At 54.4% G+C, this 14676-nt stretch carries 10 protein-coding genes; 8 read left to right on the top strand and 2 right to left on the bottom strand.

Translation table 11 applies throughout. The features are described 5' to 3' along the window. Nucleotides 1-45: 45 nt before the first annotated feature. Genes Q4E40_RS12035 through Q4E40_RS12015 form a run of 5 tightly spaced genes read left to right on the top strand, consistent with a single transcriptional unit; the run spans nt 46 to nt 7097 of the window. Nucleotides 46-813: a class I SAM-dependent methyltransferase gene (locus Q4E40_RS12035; RefSeq protein WP_303412444.1), complete on the top strand. Its 768-nt coding sequence runs from the start codon at nt 46-48 to the stop codon at nt 811-813. 30 nt (nt 814-843) lie between these two features. Continuing rightward, a complete protein-coding gene (locus Q4E40_RS12030) occupies nt 844-2382 on the top strand; it encodes a BatA domain-containing protein (RefSeq protein ID WP_303412442.1) in 1539 nt (512 codons plus the stop codon). Then, complete coding sequence (locus tag Q4E40_RS12025) at nt 2382-4559, top strand: DUF4175 family protein (RefSeq protein ID WP_303412439.1); 2178 nt, start codon at nt 2382-2384, stop codon at nt 4557-4559. Before Q4E40_RS12030 ends, Q4E40_RS12025 begins: the two co-directional genes overlap by 1 nt. A 45-nt stretch (nt 4560-4604) precedes the next feature. After that, nucleotides 4605-5264, top strand: coding sequence for a hypothetical protein (locus Q4E40_RS12020; RefSeq protein ID WP_303412437.1), 660 nt, complete (start codon nt 4605-4607; stop codon nt 5262-5264). A gap of 30 nt (nt 5265-5294) precedes the next feature. Beyond that, entirely contained in the window at nt 5295-7097 is a 1803-nt protein-coding gene (locus tag Q4E40_RS12015) for a hypothetical protein (RefSeq protein ID WP_303412435.1), read from the top strand. Nucleotides 7098-7155: 58 nt separating this feature from the next. Here the strand turns inward: Q4E40_RS12015 and Q4E40_RS12010 are convergent, their stop codons facing one another. Together Q4E40_RS12010 and Q4E40_RS12005 are read right to left on the bottom strand one after the other, a co-directional pair. Next, the gene (locus Q4E40_RS12010) at nt 7156-7977 is read right to left on the bottom strand and encodes an alpha/beta fold hydrolase (RefSeq protein WP_303412433.1); all 822 of its coding nucleotides are present in this window, start codon (nt 7975-7977) and stop codon (nt 7156-7158) included. 524 nt (nt 7978-8501) lie between these two features. Next, nucleotides 8502-10667, bottom strand: a complete 2166-nt coding sequence (locus tag Q4E40_RS12005) for a sensor histidine kinase (RefSeq protein WP_303412431.1) — start codon at nt 10665-10667, stop codon at nt 8502-8504. A 282-nt stretch (nt 10668-10949) separates the two neighbouring features. Between Q4E40_RS12005 and Q4E40_RS12000 the strand changes: the two genes are divergently transcribed. From Q4E40_RS12000 to Q4E40_RS11990, 3 genes are all read left to right on the top strand, one after another. Next, nucleotides 10950-11705: a LytR/AlgR family response regulator transcription factor gene (locus Q4E40_RS12000; RefSeq protein WP_303412429.1), complete on the top strand. Its 756-nt coding sequence runs from the start codon at nt 10950-10952 to the stop codon at nt 11703-11705. A gap of 383 nt (nt 11706-12088) precedes the next feature. Continuing rightward, on the top strand, nt 12089-13645 hold the full coding sequence (locus Q4E40_RS11995) for a sodium:solute symporter family transporter (protein WP_303412427.1): 1557 nt from the start codon (nt 12089-12091) through the stop codon (nt 13643-13645). Further along, complete coding sequence (locus tag Q4E40_RS11990; protein ID WP_303412425.1) at nt 13623-14657, top strand: alpha/beta fold hydrolase; 1035 nt, start codon at nt 13623-13625, stop codon at nt 14655-14657. The genes Q4E40_RS11995 and Q4E40_RS11990 overlap by 23 nt, the downstream gene beginning before the upstream one ends. The last annotated feature ends 19 nt before the right edge of the window (nt 14658-14676 follow it).

Raw genomic sequence — 14676 nt, 5'->3', positions numbered from 1 at the left:
GGATGAGTGATTTTTGAATGATTGAATGAGTGAATTTAAGATGGAGTGAATACTAGAAGAATGGTGAAAGACAACTTTTCAGGACATGCCGCTGACTATGCCAGGTATAGGCCCACGTACCCTCAAGAGCTAATGACACAGTTGGCCGGTTTAGCGCCAGCCCGGCAGCTGGCTTGGGATTGCGCCACGGGTAACGGGCAGGTAGCGGGTATGCTTGCCCCACTTTTCAACCAGGTAGTAGCTACTGACATCAGTGAGAACCAGCTGAAGAATGCTGCGCAGCTGCCCAACATTAGCTACAGAGTAGAGCAGGCCGAGAATTCCTCGCTACCTGACCAGTCTGCAGATCTGATCGTGGTGGCACAGGCGGTACACTGGTTTGATTTTGATCGATTTTATCAGGAGGTGAAGCGGATACTCAAGCCCGATGGTGTGATCGCTGTGATCGGGTATGGCTTGCTTAGCACGCATCCCGCACTGGATAATGTAATACAACACTTCTACAACAAAGTGCTCGACGGCTACTGGGATCCGGAACGCAACTACCTCGACGAAGGCTACCGCACCATTCCATTCCCCTTTCAGGAATTGGAATTGCCGCAGTTCAGCAGCCGCTATACCTGGACGCCCGACGACCTGATCGGTTACCTGAACACCTGGTCAGCGGTGAAACACTACGAGAAGCAGCAAGGCTACAATCCGGTGCAGCTGGTCGAAAAGCAACTTCGGGATGCTTTCGAAGGAGAAACCACAACGGTTACGTTCAACATTTTAAGCAGAGTAGGCAAACTACCCAATTCCCAACCTTTCTAACTTTCCACCTTTCTAACTTTTTCAACTTCCTTGACTTTCCTTTCCCCATACTGGCTTTTGGCAGCGTCGGCTGTACTGGTTCCGATCGCGATCCACCTGTGGAACAGGCGGCAGGGGAAGACTGTGAAGGTAGGAAGCCTGCGCTGGCTGGAGCCATCGGCGAGCAAACGCTGGAGCAGTATCCGGTTAAGTGACATCTGGCTTTTGGTACTTCGTTGCCTGATTCTGCTGCTCTTAGCAGTGGCATTGGCAAAGCCGGTGTGGGAAGGCGCTCCGACTACGCAGCAGGCTCGGAAAGCTATCTTTATCAGTCCTGAACTGTTACATAGCACCGCCCTCCGTAGCATCAAACCAATAGTAGACGCCCTGTTGCAACGTGGCTATACCTTGCACCGCTATACCCCAGCTTTTGAGGTTATACCTACTGAAGACTGGCAGGTGCTGAGTAACAACCCGACAGACTCTATTGTGAGCAGTGGCAACCATTGGGGGCTACTACCCGCTCTGGCACAGCAGTACGAGCAGGCGCAGGACAGTGTCTGGCTGTTCACCTCCGATCAGCAACGCCATTTTCAGGGTATACCAGCTCCACTTCAGGAGAACATCCGCTGGGTTCCGGTGGCCTTTGAAAGCAACACCCATTGGGTTCAGGCTGCCTATACCTTGAGTATTGACAGTCTCTTGCTTATCACAGGCCAAAGCACTCGCGAGGGCACTAAATTTAATGCTGTGAAGGTGGCTGCTCTTGCCCGGGAGGCGAATATTAACGGCAAATCCGTGAGACTAGCCATGCAGAGAGATTCTCTTACAGCACAGTGGGGTAACAGCGCTCCGCAAACGGTAGCCATTCAGAAAGAGCCACTCCGCATAGGTATAGCCCACGACAAAGCGCAACAAGCAGAGGTGCGCTACCTGCAAGCGGCCGTGCAGGCAATAAGCCCCTACACCGGTGTCCCTATCGAAACACATATAATCACTACCACCACTCAACCCGACACTGCTGCCACCTGGTTATTTTGGCTGAACGGTGGAGAGGTACCCGGCTCGTGGTTAGGGCAGGTGCAGGAAAAAGGCACCAAATTGTGGGTGCAATCAGCTTCGGAGCCTGTGCCTATTACAGCTCAGCTAGCTGCTTCAGGTATAGAGAGAATCAGGATACACCAGCTTGCAGCAACAGGTATAGCCAACAGCAAGGCAGGTATAAACCCAGGCGAAGCGAGCACCGTGTGGCTGACAACTGCCGGCGAGCCTTTGCTTGTCGTACAGCCACTGGGTTTGGGCAAGATCTATCAATTCAGAAGCGGTTTTAATCCGGTCTGGAGCCAACTGGGACAGAGCGCACAACTGCCGGAACTCTTGCTGTCTTTGCTTCTGCCACAGCAAGCCGCCTCCAACTACGACGCCCGTGCCCTGGATGAAACACAACTGAAGTCAACCGTCGTGCAGCCGCTCAGCAAAAAAGATAAGTCGGAGAAGCAGCAGTACAGCCTGATCCCCTGGCTCGTGTTTCTGGCTTTTCTGCTATTTTTAGCAGATCGATTGATCACCAGCAAACGAAAAACCGCCTGATGCAGGACAGCCGCCATACCTTACAGCAAATTCGCCGGGAGTATATCCGGGCGAAGGGAGGATTGTATACCTTGCAGGCGCTAGCTGTGGCGCTGGTGGGAGCTGCCATCCTGTACAAGTGGGGCCTGGAAGTGCCTTTGCTGGCCGGCCTGGCCATTCTGATGATCCTGGGTGCTTTGCTATACCTTGGCTGGACCTGGCGCCAACTCCGGAAAACCAGTCTAGAGCAGGTGGCCCGACACCTCAACCGCACCTATCCGCAACTCGAAGACAGCGCCGGACTTTTGCTTCGACAATCCTCCGACCTCAACCTACTGGAACGCCTGCAGCAGCAGCGGGTGGCCAGTCAACTGCAGACCGCTATACCTAAAAAGCAGTCGGTTTTTCACCTGCACAAAAAGCCAACTTACCTGGCGTTAGGTATAGCCGTGCTTGTAGCGGCAGGTATAGCGGCATTGCCGGCCGCCTCGGTGGCCGACGCGGCAATCGCAGTACCCCTTCAACTCGACTTCCCTGACACACCTGCAGCAGTTGCCGACACTGCTGTGACCATTCAGAAAATCGACATCACCATCACGCCGCCTGCCTATACCGGCCGCAAATCCTATCAGGCTGGGCAGCCGAACCTGCGGGTGGAGCAGGGTGCACGCGTAACGTGGCGCATCAGCACTAACCGGCCCGCCCGAAGTGTGGCACTGGTGCTGAACGAAGGAAAACCTGTTGCGCTCACCTCCCAAAATGGAAGCTATATCATGTCGCAGGCATTTACAGAGCCGGCGCTCTATCATATGGCTGTTAACGGACAAAAGTCGGCTTACTATACCCTGGAGATCATACCGGACAAAGCCCCGACCATCCAAATCACGAAGCCGGAGCAGTATACCGAGATCCTGTTCGGCGACCCGCAGCGCGTAACTATCCGGGCCGAGCTCTCAGATGACTACGGCCTGCGCGATGCCAACATGATCGCCACTGTGGCAAAGGGCACCGGTGAGGCCGTGAAGTTCAGGGAAGAGAAGATCAGCATTGGCTTTAGCGGACAGCGCCGCAATTTCAGCGTGAACAAAACCATCGACCTGCAGAAACTGGGCATGACTTACGGCGACGAGATTTATTTTTATGTGCAGGCCTGGGACAACCACCGCGGATACACCCGCTCCGAGACGTACTTTGTGCAGATCGAGGACACCACCATCGTGGAGAGCATGGACGACCTGACCATGGGCGTAAACCCGGTGCCCGAGTATTTCCGCAGCCAGCGCCAGATCATCATCGACACCGAGAAGCTGATCAAAGAACAGAAAACACTGAGCAGGGCTGTGTTCGAAGAGCGCGGCAACAACCTGGGCGTGGACCAGAAGCTTTTGCGCTTGCGCTATGGCAAGTTTCTGGGCGAGGAGTTTGAGTCAGGTATAGGACCGGGCGGCGGCATACCGGAGGGAGAAGAAGGTCACGAAGAAGAGCACTTCGCAGGTGATGGTCACGACCACCCGGAGTTTAAGGACCAGACCAGTGTAGAGGCCTTGCTCGACCCCTACCTGCACAAGCACGATCAGGAGGAGGCGGCCACTTTCTTTGAGCCCGCCGTGAAAGCCAAGCTGAAAGGCGCATTGGCACAGATGTGGGAGGCTGAACTGCGGCTGCGCACCCATCGCCCGAAAGAGGCGCTGCCTTACGAGTACAAAGCATTGCGCATGCTCAAGGAGGTGCAGCAAAGCACCCGCGCCTACGCCGCCAAAACAGGATTCGATCCGCCGCCACTCAAAGAACCCGAAAAGCGACTGACAGGTGACTTAAGCAAGATAAAAGCTCCGACGGAGCGCCGGACGATAGAGGCCGAAACCAAACTCCCAAACACCCGCAACGCGTTAAAGTGGCTGGAACGGCAAAAACAAGGCAACAGGTATAGCCAGCAGGACGTGGCGCTACTCGAGCGGGCAGGACGGGAACTGGCCCAGGAAGCACTGGCCAAACCGGGTCGCTACCTCCGCGCCATGCAGGACCTCCGTACCCTTATCGCCAATATCAACGCCGACCGTCCGCTTTGCAACAATTGTCTGATAACGGTAGAGCAGGCTTGGTACGAACTTTTGCCGCCAGCCAAGCCATCGTCTCAGAAGCAGGGCACGACGAAGAGCAGACTGGGGAGAGAGTATCTGGAGCAGTTAGAAAAATAGAGATTTAAAAAATTTATAATCAGTAGTTTATCAAACAACATTACCATGAAGATCATCCTGCTAGCCCTTGGTACTTTACTCTTTCTTGTTGGTTGTAGCGATAAAAAACAGACAGTCGCCGAAGAGTCGGATTCTGTTACTGCGCCAGAAATCAGGGAAGCTTCGCTCGCAGATTACAGGTCGTATTTCAAGTACACAGATCTGGATAGTTTTGCCATAGACAGTTTTAACTGGGAGAACCGCATAGGGCAGTACAAGGAGCTTGATAGCACGTCCTTTAATCTGGTGTGGCAAAATAGCAAGCGGGTCTTTTTAGGGCAGGACTATGACCGCGACTACTTCCACTCCTGGCAGAACAGAAACCCGGATTTTACAGAATTTACCGTCCTGACACAGGATGAATCAAGTTACTGTGACCTGCTACACTATCTGATTTACGATAAAAACGGAAAGGCCATTGATAGCTTTATAGCCGCTGCTGGCTGTGGAGATGGTGGCTGGGGTTTATACTCTTATGGCAAGTTTATATCCAAAGACACCTACGAAGAGACAACGGTTGAAACAGAAATGGTGGAGATCGATTCAGTTACTAACACAGAAGTTGTGGAGGGCGACTCCACAGTTACACATTACACCATTGGGCCGGATGGACGGGTTACTCAGAAAGAGATTTCAAAGACGCCCATACGACGCATCTATAACTAAAGCAGCTGCGCGATAAATGATTATCAACCAATGACACTATACCTTCCATACCTGTTTGCGATCCTAGCCGTGCTGTTGCTCGGCTGGCTGGCGTGGCGACGGCCTGACCGCAGGCGGCTGGTGTGGCGACTAGTAGCCAGTGCGGTGGCAGGTATAAGTCTGGTGCTGTTGCTTTTTCCTCCAACTTATCAGCGGGCGCTTAATCCGGGTACTGCTATTTTACTGACTGAGGGATACGAGCCTGACTCGCTTCGTGCGCTATTGCAAAAATTGGAGCCAAGTCCGCTGGTCTATACCTATAAAACCGAAGCCCCAAAAGCAGCCGCTATACCTGACTTGTATACCTTCCGACAGCAACAACCAGAGGTACAGATGGTGCATGTTTTGGGTTATGGTTTGTCAGAGCAGGAACTACATGTGCTGCAAAACACTACTGTGGTACCGCACCTATCCGACTTGCCCACAGGTATAGCGGCTATCACGTGGCCGGAGAGAATTACCCTTGGAGAACAGGTTCAAGTAGCGGGGCGTTATACCCAGGCAGCTGATCAAACAACAACCCTATACCTGCAGGCCGCTGGACAGGCGCAGGATTCTGTTACTTTCAAAGAAGCCGGCCAGCATACCCTCCAGCTGCGCAATTCCCCGAAGCAGGAAGGCCGCTATACCTATGCCTTGGTGGCAAAGTCAGCAGATAAGAGCGATACGCTGGGCCAGGTGCCTATACAGGTATATCCGGCCACAAAACCAGCTGTATTGCTGGTGTCGTCTTTCCCGCTGTTCGAGTTCAAATTCCTGAAAAACCATCTCGGGCAGTTGCAGCATAAAGTAGCCCTGCGCAGTACGGTTAGCAAGGGGATGCACCAGAGCGAATGGCTCAACATGCCCCAAACCGACCTGAGCCGTATCACGCCCAAGTTACTGCAGCAGTTTGATGTGGTGATCATAGAGCCGCAGGCTTTGCAGGAGCTCAGCAGCGCCGAGCGGACCGTCCTGCAACGGGCCGTTACCGAAGATGGATTGGGTGTGCTGACCGTCGCCGGTGAGCAGCTGGGTAACCGCTCCACCGCCTTCTTCACTAGTTTCCAAAGCAAGCGCCTATCGCAGCAGGACACCCGAAATGCCCGGGCAAACTGGACAAACGGTGCAGCTGCCGCTATACCTGTGTCGCCTTATACTTTGGTGAGCAGCCAGGTGGTGACAGGGCTGATAGAAGAGCAGAACAACAACCTCCTGGCAGCCGGCCGAAAAGCAGGCTGGGGCACGGTGGCGCTTTCGGTGGCGCCGCAAACGTTCAGTTGGCAGCTCGAGGGCAAGCAAGACACCTACGCCAGCTACTGGGCGCACTTGCTTTCGTCGGTGGCCAGGCGGGAAGTACGGGAAAAGTTCTGGCAACTGGCCAAACCGCAGATACCGCAGGTGCACCAGCCGCTCACCTTAAAACTTACCGATCATACCCTAACCAATCCGGATGAAACTCCTAAAGCCACTGTCAGAAGCACTGCCGACACGACACAGACAGGTATAGCTTTGCAGCAAGGCATACACCAGCCAGAGGTATACGAAGGGACTTTTTGGCCAAACCGTCCGGGCTGGCATGTGGTGGAGTCAGCAGGTATAGAGCCGTTTTATTTTCTGGTGCAGGATACTGCCGCATGGCACCATCAGGGTATACAGGCCAGACGGGAAGCGACATTGCAGTTTGCGGCGCAGCCACGAAAAGCGGAAGCAACCGACTCGACGGCCTATGCCCAGGAGCAGGTTCCTGTAATCTGGTTTTTCCTGCTGTTTGTGATCAGCAGTGGCTTTGTGTGGCTAGAGGAGAAGCTGTAAACTTTCTGCAGAACCCGTGCCTGGTGTGATCTGTAATGCTGCAGGCCGTTTTGGCTATTTATCTTTCGACAGGTATAGGCTTCGCCGCAAAAGTATCCAGCAGCTGGATCAGATCCGGTATGCACTCCAGGTTCAGGGTATGGCCTACGTGAGGCAGAATCTCCAGCTCACCGTGCGGCAGTGCCTGGTACATGGCGCGTCCCATCTCTGGGGTGCAGAGCATGTCCTCTTCGCCGTGCACCACCAGCACCGGTACCTGCACTTTCCTGAGTTCTTCCAGGTAGTTGCCGCTTTCCTCGGTGGCGCGCACCAGTTTGAGCAGTCGCTCCGGGGTGGGGCTTTGGCTCGTTTTGCTGTTTTTGAGGTTCTCTATGGTAATGATCGGGTTCAGAAAATAGCTACGGCCCAGCACAAAAGGCAGCATCACATCAAGCATTAGCGGGTAGCCGCCTGCCAGCAAAGCCTGTTTCCAACTGGCCCCAATGGCGTCGAAATAGGCGTCTTTGTACGGGAAAGTGGAGAGCAGTACGCCCCGCTGAACCAGTTCCGGATGATTCACCAGAAAACGCTGCGCCACCGCACCGCCGTAGGATATACCCACCAGTATGGTGTCAGCTGGCAGCTGCAGGTTCTTAAGCAATTCGGCCACATCGGCAGCGTGCCCTTCAAAACTGCGGTGTTCCGGCGCTTCACCTGACTGCCCCTGAAACAGCAAATCGACCAGCACCAGCCTGTACTTTTTGCCCAGCGCGTGCACCAGCCCCGCCCAGGCCGCTGTCGACTGCGACAGTCCGTTCAGGAAAACCAACGCCTGGGTGGCGTCATTGTTTCCGTGCAGTTCGTAGTGTAGTTCCAGTCCGTCGGGGAGGCGATGTCTCATAGTACTATGGGTTTAAGATGGAGGGATGAAGGCCAAATCTAAAGGAAAGTTCCGAAAGGCAACGTGCGAGGTATGGCCAAACCGTACCTGCATCAGGTGTAGGCACAAATTTTCGTGGTGAACTTCTTATGAAAACCGGCTGTCTATACCTAAGCTATTTGCCCTGCCTATATAACTGGTGGGCTTTCGCAATGCCAATGGCAACCAACCTATACCTCATGCTCCTTGGACATTGCTCTTCCGGATTTCCGAATCCGGAAGCAAACTACTGGGGATTTTCTAATCCACGTGCCCCGTAAAACGCGAATTACAAATCCGCGACAGGTACATTTCAGATTTATCAATCCGAAATAGCATTCGGTACGACACCGCTGGCGCGAGCTCGCAGCTCGTGTCTGAACCTTTCTATGCAGCTCTACCTTCAGAAATTAACTGTGCGAGATGCAAGCTCGCACTAGCGGAGCACAGACTGAGGCAACCAAAGTCCGCCAGATAGCGCACTCTCGCGGTACGCGAGCAAGGACTTAACAAATCTCGCCTTCCAGCTGCAGTTGCTTATCCGTGGCCTGTTCAGGTATAACCAGCGGCACGGTAAAGTAAAACCGACTGCCCTGGCCTAATACTGTATCTACCTGTATAGTGCCCCCGTGCCGCTCCACAAAATCGCGGCAAAGCAGCAATCCCAGGCCCGTTCCTTTCTCGTTCACGGTGCCTTTAGTAGCCATAGCAGGCGTCTCCAGTTTAAAGAGCGTCGCCAGCACATCGGGACCGATACCTGTGCCCTGGTCGGTCACGGCAATCGTCACCATGCTGCCAGCGCCTTCTTCAACATCTACTTTTATAAATCCACCCGGGTACGAGAACTTGATGGCATTGTGCAGCAGGTTCCGCACCACGAAGTCGAGCATGTGGGCGTCGGCGCGCACTTGCAGCGCGGACGGCACCTGTACCTGCCAGGTAATCTGTTTGGTATCGGCCGTATCTTTAAGCAGGGCCACGTTGCGGTTCACTAGTTCTGCCAGCGGCAGTGCTTCCGGCTCAAAGCGCACATGGTGGCCCGAGGCTGTCTGGGCCGTCGACCATTGCAGCAGGTTTTCGAGCAAGGCCTGCAGGTTGCGTACCGATACCTGCGTGTGGGTGGCCAGTTTCTGCATCTGGTCCGGCTTCATCTTGTCCGAGAAGTTCACCAGTATGTTCAGGAAAGACTCCAGTGTGGCCAGCGGCGTGCGGATGTCGTGCGAGATGATGGAGAAGAAGCGGTCTTTGAAATAGTTGAGCCGGCGCAGCTTGTGCTCCGAAGCCTTGAGCTTGCGCACTGTGTCTTTCAACTCCTGCGTACGGTGTCGGAGGGCTGCCGTGCGGTTGGCCACCATCACTTCGAGCTCGTTTTTCTGTTGCTCGATCAGCAGCTTGCGCTCCGTTTCCTTTTCACGCTCCAGTCGCTCCTTTTCGAGCACTTTGGCATTCAGCTCACTTGTTACAGTGTTCAGCCTGTAGGCCAGACCGAGCGAGAACAATACCACCTGCGCCACTATACCTACCTGCGCTGCATACACCGTTACGATGTTGTCCGGCACCAAATGGTTCTCTTTCAGGATGAAAAGCAAAGCTCCCACTACGAAAAATACGTTGGCGATCAGGAAGTAAAGTGCCGGCCTATACCCCTGGCGCAGCGATTGGATGCTGGTCAATACCATCGCCACCAGCACCAGGCCACCGATAATGCCGATCAGACTCACGCAGGCCTGCAACAGGTCGAGCGGCGTGAGGTACGAGAGCAGGCCCATCCCCACCGGCAGCATGTAGAGCAGTGCCAGCAGCGTCAGCATTTTGTCCCAAACGGGCATGGTGCGCTGGGTGTTGAGGTAATGCCGTGTGAAGAGCACCCGGAACAGGCCGTTGAACGTGACAATGAACGGGAAGCTGTGCGCATTCCAGAGCGGGGCGTTTGGCCAGAGCAGCTCTAGCGCAAAACCGTGGTAGAACATAAAGTACAGCCCCGTGCCCAGCAGCGCCAACACGTAGTACAGGTAACTGCGGTCCCGCACCGAGGCAAAGAGCACCAGGTTGTAGAGCGTCATCACGAGGATAATGCCAATGAAAATACCCTGCCCGAAAAGCCTGTCGCTGTTGGTGGCACTCACCTGATCCGGTGGCAGCAGTTGCACCCGCAGCGCCTGTGGTTTGTAGAGATTGATGTCGCCCTGCAAGCGCAGGTATAGCGTGGTAGTGCTGTTGGGCAGCAACTCCAACCGGAGGTAGGGTTTGTAAGAAGGCACGTCCCGCTCCCCGATGGGTAAAAGCTGGCCTGTGCGCTTTAAGGTATGGCCTGTTTCGTTTTGCTGATAAAGCTCCAGGTGGCTCCAGTCGCCGGCATAAAGCAGGCGCGTCTGTTCGCGGTTGGTAGCGTTGCGCAACACCACCCGCACCCAGTGCACTGTCCTGCCCGACTGCAGCACGGCATCGGTATCGTTTGTTGTAAAGCGTTTCGTTTGAACCTCGTCAACCGTCAGTGCCGCGCCCGGGTCGTGGTATACCTGCAGTGCCTCCGCTATGCGCTGCTCCGAAGCCATCACATCCACCGTATCGGGCGCCTGCGCACGGGCCTGCAGCGCTGCCAACAGAAAAAACAGCAAGGCGAGCACCCTGAAAAGGCGACGCGAACAGCAGGTGGAGGAAGGCGCAAGCATACGTCAATTTACAAAATAATCTCAGTTCAGCTATACTTAGGAAGTATAAGAGGCTATTTTGATTTTATTCATTGAGCTGCAAAGATCTTTCGGAACCTGGATTCATCTCTTTCCCGCGCCATAGCGCTGCTATGCCACTCAAAAGGAGCCCCCCCGGAACCCTGAATACCCTTTTTCGCTTCCAACAATAAAAGCAATACAGCCTTATAGAGATTTCGCCAATGGAAACCTTTTGCTATATTGAGGAGCTATACCTGACTGATTTTACTCACACCTATACCTATGGCCCGGCTCAAATTACTGATTGCAGAAGATGATGTGGTCATTGCCCAGAACCTGTCGCTTTCGCTGGAGTCAATGGGCTACCAGGTGTGCCAGGCGGTGAGCTCAGGCGAGGAGCTGCTGCTGCAGGTACACCAGCATCAGCCAGACCTGATCATTCTCGACATTACCCTGGACGGCAAGCTCGACGGCATCGAGACCGCTGCCATGTTAGCGAAGGCCACCAAGGTGCCCTTTATCTTTATGACCGCTTTTTCGGATAAGGACACCATCGACCGCGCCAAGCAAACCAACCCACACGCTTACCTGGTGAAGCCTTTTGATGCCCGCACCCTGCAAAGCAGCATCGAACTGGCCATTCACAACGCCGGCACCCGGCAACTGCAGCCCACAGCTATACCTGCCCTGCCCACCGATACTGTGGAAGCCGATAATTTCCTGCTGCACGACGCGCTGTTTGTGAAAGTGCGCAACCGCCTCGAGAAAGTGATGCTCGAAGACATCATATGGGCCGAAGCACAGGACATCTACTGCAACATCAAGACCCGCACGCACCTGCACCTGGTCAGCCAGAGCCTCAAAAACCTGGAGCAGCGCCTGCCCGCCAGCCAGTTTATGCGCGTGCACCGCTCCTACATCGTGCAACTCACCGCCATCGAAGCCATCGAAGACAACAACATCCTCATCGGCGGCAAGCAGATCCCGATCGGCAATACCCACCGCGAAGCCTTGCTGAATCGATTGCAAATATTGTGAGTTAGAAAGGTAGAAAGTTAAAAAGGTAGGAAGTGTATCTGAAGTGCCGTTACACGGTAATGTCGTGGTACTACGCAGCATGGCAGTTCTTGTAGGGATGGGTCGCGACCTGTCCGAACCGTGCGCAAACAACTTGACAGTGATCAGTCACTAAATAAACCATCAACTACCAGCAATCAACAATTTAACAATTCACTCATCCCCTCAATAACTCATCCCCAAACTCACTCATTCACCAACCCACTCAATCACTCAATTAAAATCCACCTTCCCCTCCTCCAATTTCACCTCGAAAAAAACTGATTTGGCAAGTATAGGCTTCTGTCAATGTTTATTATTAGCTAAATTAATTCAATATTTCCTTAGCAATAATACCATCAAGCATGAATAGTCTGGCATCATCGGAGCTTGTTACGGCTGGTTGGGTACTCGTACTCGCCTACGCAGGCATTATCCTGTTTTTTGTGATACGTGGGGCGCTGCGCATCCGCACTATCTCTGACTATGCGCTTGGCAGCGTGGCTTTCTCCCCGCTGGCGGTTGGGTTGGCGCTGGCTGCTTCCATGACGAGTGCTGCCACCTTCATCATCAACCCGGGTTTTGTGGCGCTGTATGGCATCAGTGGGGTTATCTCTATGGCCATTGCATTGCCTGTCGCGGCGCTGGTGTCGTTGGTGGTGCTAACCAAGGGTTTTCGCAAAATGGGCACTGCCGTGAAAGCGCAGACCATGGCCCAGTGGATGGGATTCACCTACAAAAGCCGCGGCTATGCCATGTTCTTCGCGTTCCTGTCGTTGCTGCTGATCACGTTCATCGTGCTCATCTGCGTCGGGCTTACCAAGGTGCTGGCCAGTGTGCTCAACGTGAACGAGCTGCACATGTGTGTCGGCATTGTGGTGTTCGTGTTTGGCTACATGATGTTCGGGGGCGCCAACTCCATGGTGTATACCAACATGATCCAGGCGGTGTTGATGCTGATCGTAGCCTTTATATTGCTGGGTTCCGGCTACGAGCACTTCAGCAATGGGGTGCACGGCTTCCTGGACAAGCTGGCGGCCATCGACCCTTTGCTGGTGTCACCCACCAACCCCGAAAGCTTCCTCTTCCGCGATAATTTTGAGATCATTTTCTGCCAAATGATTATCGGCGTGGCCATCGTTTGCCAGCCACACATCATCACCAAATCGCTGTTGCTCAAGAATGAAAAGGATGTCAACCTATACCTGCTGACGGGCTTGCTCGCGCAGGGCCTTTTCTTCCTGGTCGTGTTCGCCGGCCTCTACGCCCGCCTTTCCTTCCCTGACCTGACGGTAAATGGCCAGGAGCTGCCCGTGGACAGCATCATGTCTGCCTACGTGGTGCAGGAGTTTCCGGTATACATGGGCCTGCTGGTGGTGCTGGGGCTGATCTCGGCGGGGCTCTCTACTTTAGAAGGCCTTATCCAGTCGCTCTCTATCACCATCACCTCCGACATCCTGGCCCCGATCGTGGGTGAAGGTATCACCAAAAGAGGCGTTGTAGTAAACCGACTCGTGATTGTGGTGCTGGCGGCTGTCACCATCTGGCTGACATTTGACCAGTTGCAGAACCCGAACCTGAGCGTGGGCATTTTCGCGCAGAACGGGGTATACGCCTACTTCTCGGCCGCCTTCGTGCCGGTGCTCTTTGGCATGTTCCTGCGCCGGGTACCGCTTATTGCCCCGGTAGCGGCATCCATCACGTCGGTGATCGTGCATTTTGGCGTGTACTACGGCGGCCTCACCACCTACATGCAGGCACCGGTGCGCAACCCAGGTATAGCCGCCGCATTGGCCATACTGGCTTCGGTGGTGGTGGGCCTTATCTTTTACTACGCCTTCCGAAAGCCAGCTACTGCGCCGGCAACAGAAAACACTTCACTTTTAACAGAACCGACTTATGAAAGTGAACTCAAAAACTAGGCTAATATTGGCAGCTTTTGGCTTGCTATACCTGCACACGGCCTGCCAGTCAGCGCAGCCTGCCGCCACCGCGACAGGTATAGACAAGGCCACCGGTATGGCAACAGCCAGCACCGAAGCGACTGCCGTTGCCCCCGCTGCCGACCCTGTGTTCGAAGGATTGAGCTACAAATATGCGGTCAAAAAAGTAACGTTACCCAACGGCACCAAAGTGGCTTATACCGACCAAGGCAAGGGTTCCGAAACGCTGATCTTCATTCACGGACTGGGCAGCTACCTGCCTGCCTGGGACAAGAACGTGGCCGAGCTGAGCCAGCACTACCGCTGCATCGCCATCGATCTGCCCGGCTACGGAAAGTCCGACAAAACAGGTATAACGGCCGGTATGGCCAGCTACGCCGACAATGTGCTGGCCCTGATGGATGCGCTTCAACTGGAGCAAGCTACCCTGGTCGGACACTCCATGGGCGGACAGATCGCCCTTACGGCCGCTCTGAAGGCACCGCAGCGCATCAAACACCTGGTACTGGCCGCACCGGCAGGTATAGAAACCTTTACCGAGCAACAGAGACAACTCTTTAAGATGACCGTGACGCCGGAAAGTGTGCAGAAGACCACACCCGAGCAAGTGACGACTAACTTCAAAGTGAACTTTCACCAGATGCCTGCCGATGCACAGTACATGATCGACGACCGTCTGAAAATGGCTGAGTCAGCTGAGTTCGGGGCCTACAGCAAAGCCGTGGCGGGCAGCGTGGCGGCCATGGTCGACGAGCCAGTGTACGAGCAGTTGCCGCAGGTGCAGGTGCCAACGCTACTCATTTTCGGCGCACAGGATGCCCTGATACCCAACCGTTACCTCAACCCAAACCTAACCACACAGGCCGTAGCCGAAACCGGACGCGACCGCATTCCCAACAGCCAGCAGGTGATCTTACCCGAAGCGGGGCATTTCCTGCAGTACGAGCAAGCTGGAGCCTTTAACAAAGCCATCCGGGATTTTCTGAAATAGCATCTAAACCTTAACCTTA

It is taken from the genome of Pontibacter coccineus (assembly GCF_030546575.1).
Classification (GTDB): domain Bacteria; phylum Bacteroidota; class Bacteroidia; order Cytophagales; family Hymenobacteraceae; genus Pontibacter; species Pontibacter coccineus.
This window is presented reverse-complemented; position numbering and strand designations above follow the sequence as displayed.

Coding starts and splice junctions, on each gene's coding strand:
- Q4E40_RS12025 (WP_303412439.1), top strand. CDS start 2,382: ATGCAGGACAGCCGCCATACCTTACAGCAAATTCGCCGGGAGTATATC.
- Q4E40_RS12020 (WP_303412437.1), top strand. CDS start 4,605: ATGAAGATCATCCTGCTAGCCCTTGGTACTTTACTCTTTCTTGTTGGT.
- Q4E40_RS12015 (WP_303412435.1), top strand. CDS start 5,295: ATGACACTATACCTTCCATACCTGTTTGCGATCCTAGCCGTGCTGTTG.
- Q4E40_RS12010 (WP_303412433.1), bottom strand. CDS start 7,977: ATGAGACATCGCCTCCCCGACGGACTGGAACTACACTACGAACTGCAC.
- Q4E40_RS12005 (WP_303412431.1), bottom strand. CDS start 10,667: ATGCTTGCGCCTTCCTCCACCTGCTGTTCGCGTCGCCTTTTCAGGGTG.
- Q4E40_RS12000 (WP_303412429.1), top strand. CDS start 10,950: ATGGCCCGGCTCAAATTACTGATTGCAGAAGATGATGTGGTCATTGCC.
- Q4E40_RS11995 (WP_303412427.1), top strand. CDS start 12,089: ATGAATAGTCTGGCATCATCGGAGCTTGTTACGGCTGGTTGGGTACTC.
- Q4E40_RS11990 (WP_303412425.1), top strand. CDS start 13,623: ATGAAAGTGAACTCAAAAACTAGGCTAATATTGGCAGCTTTTGGCTTG.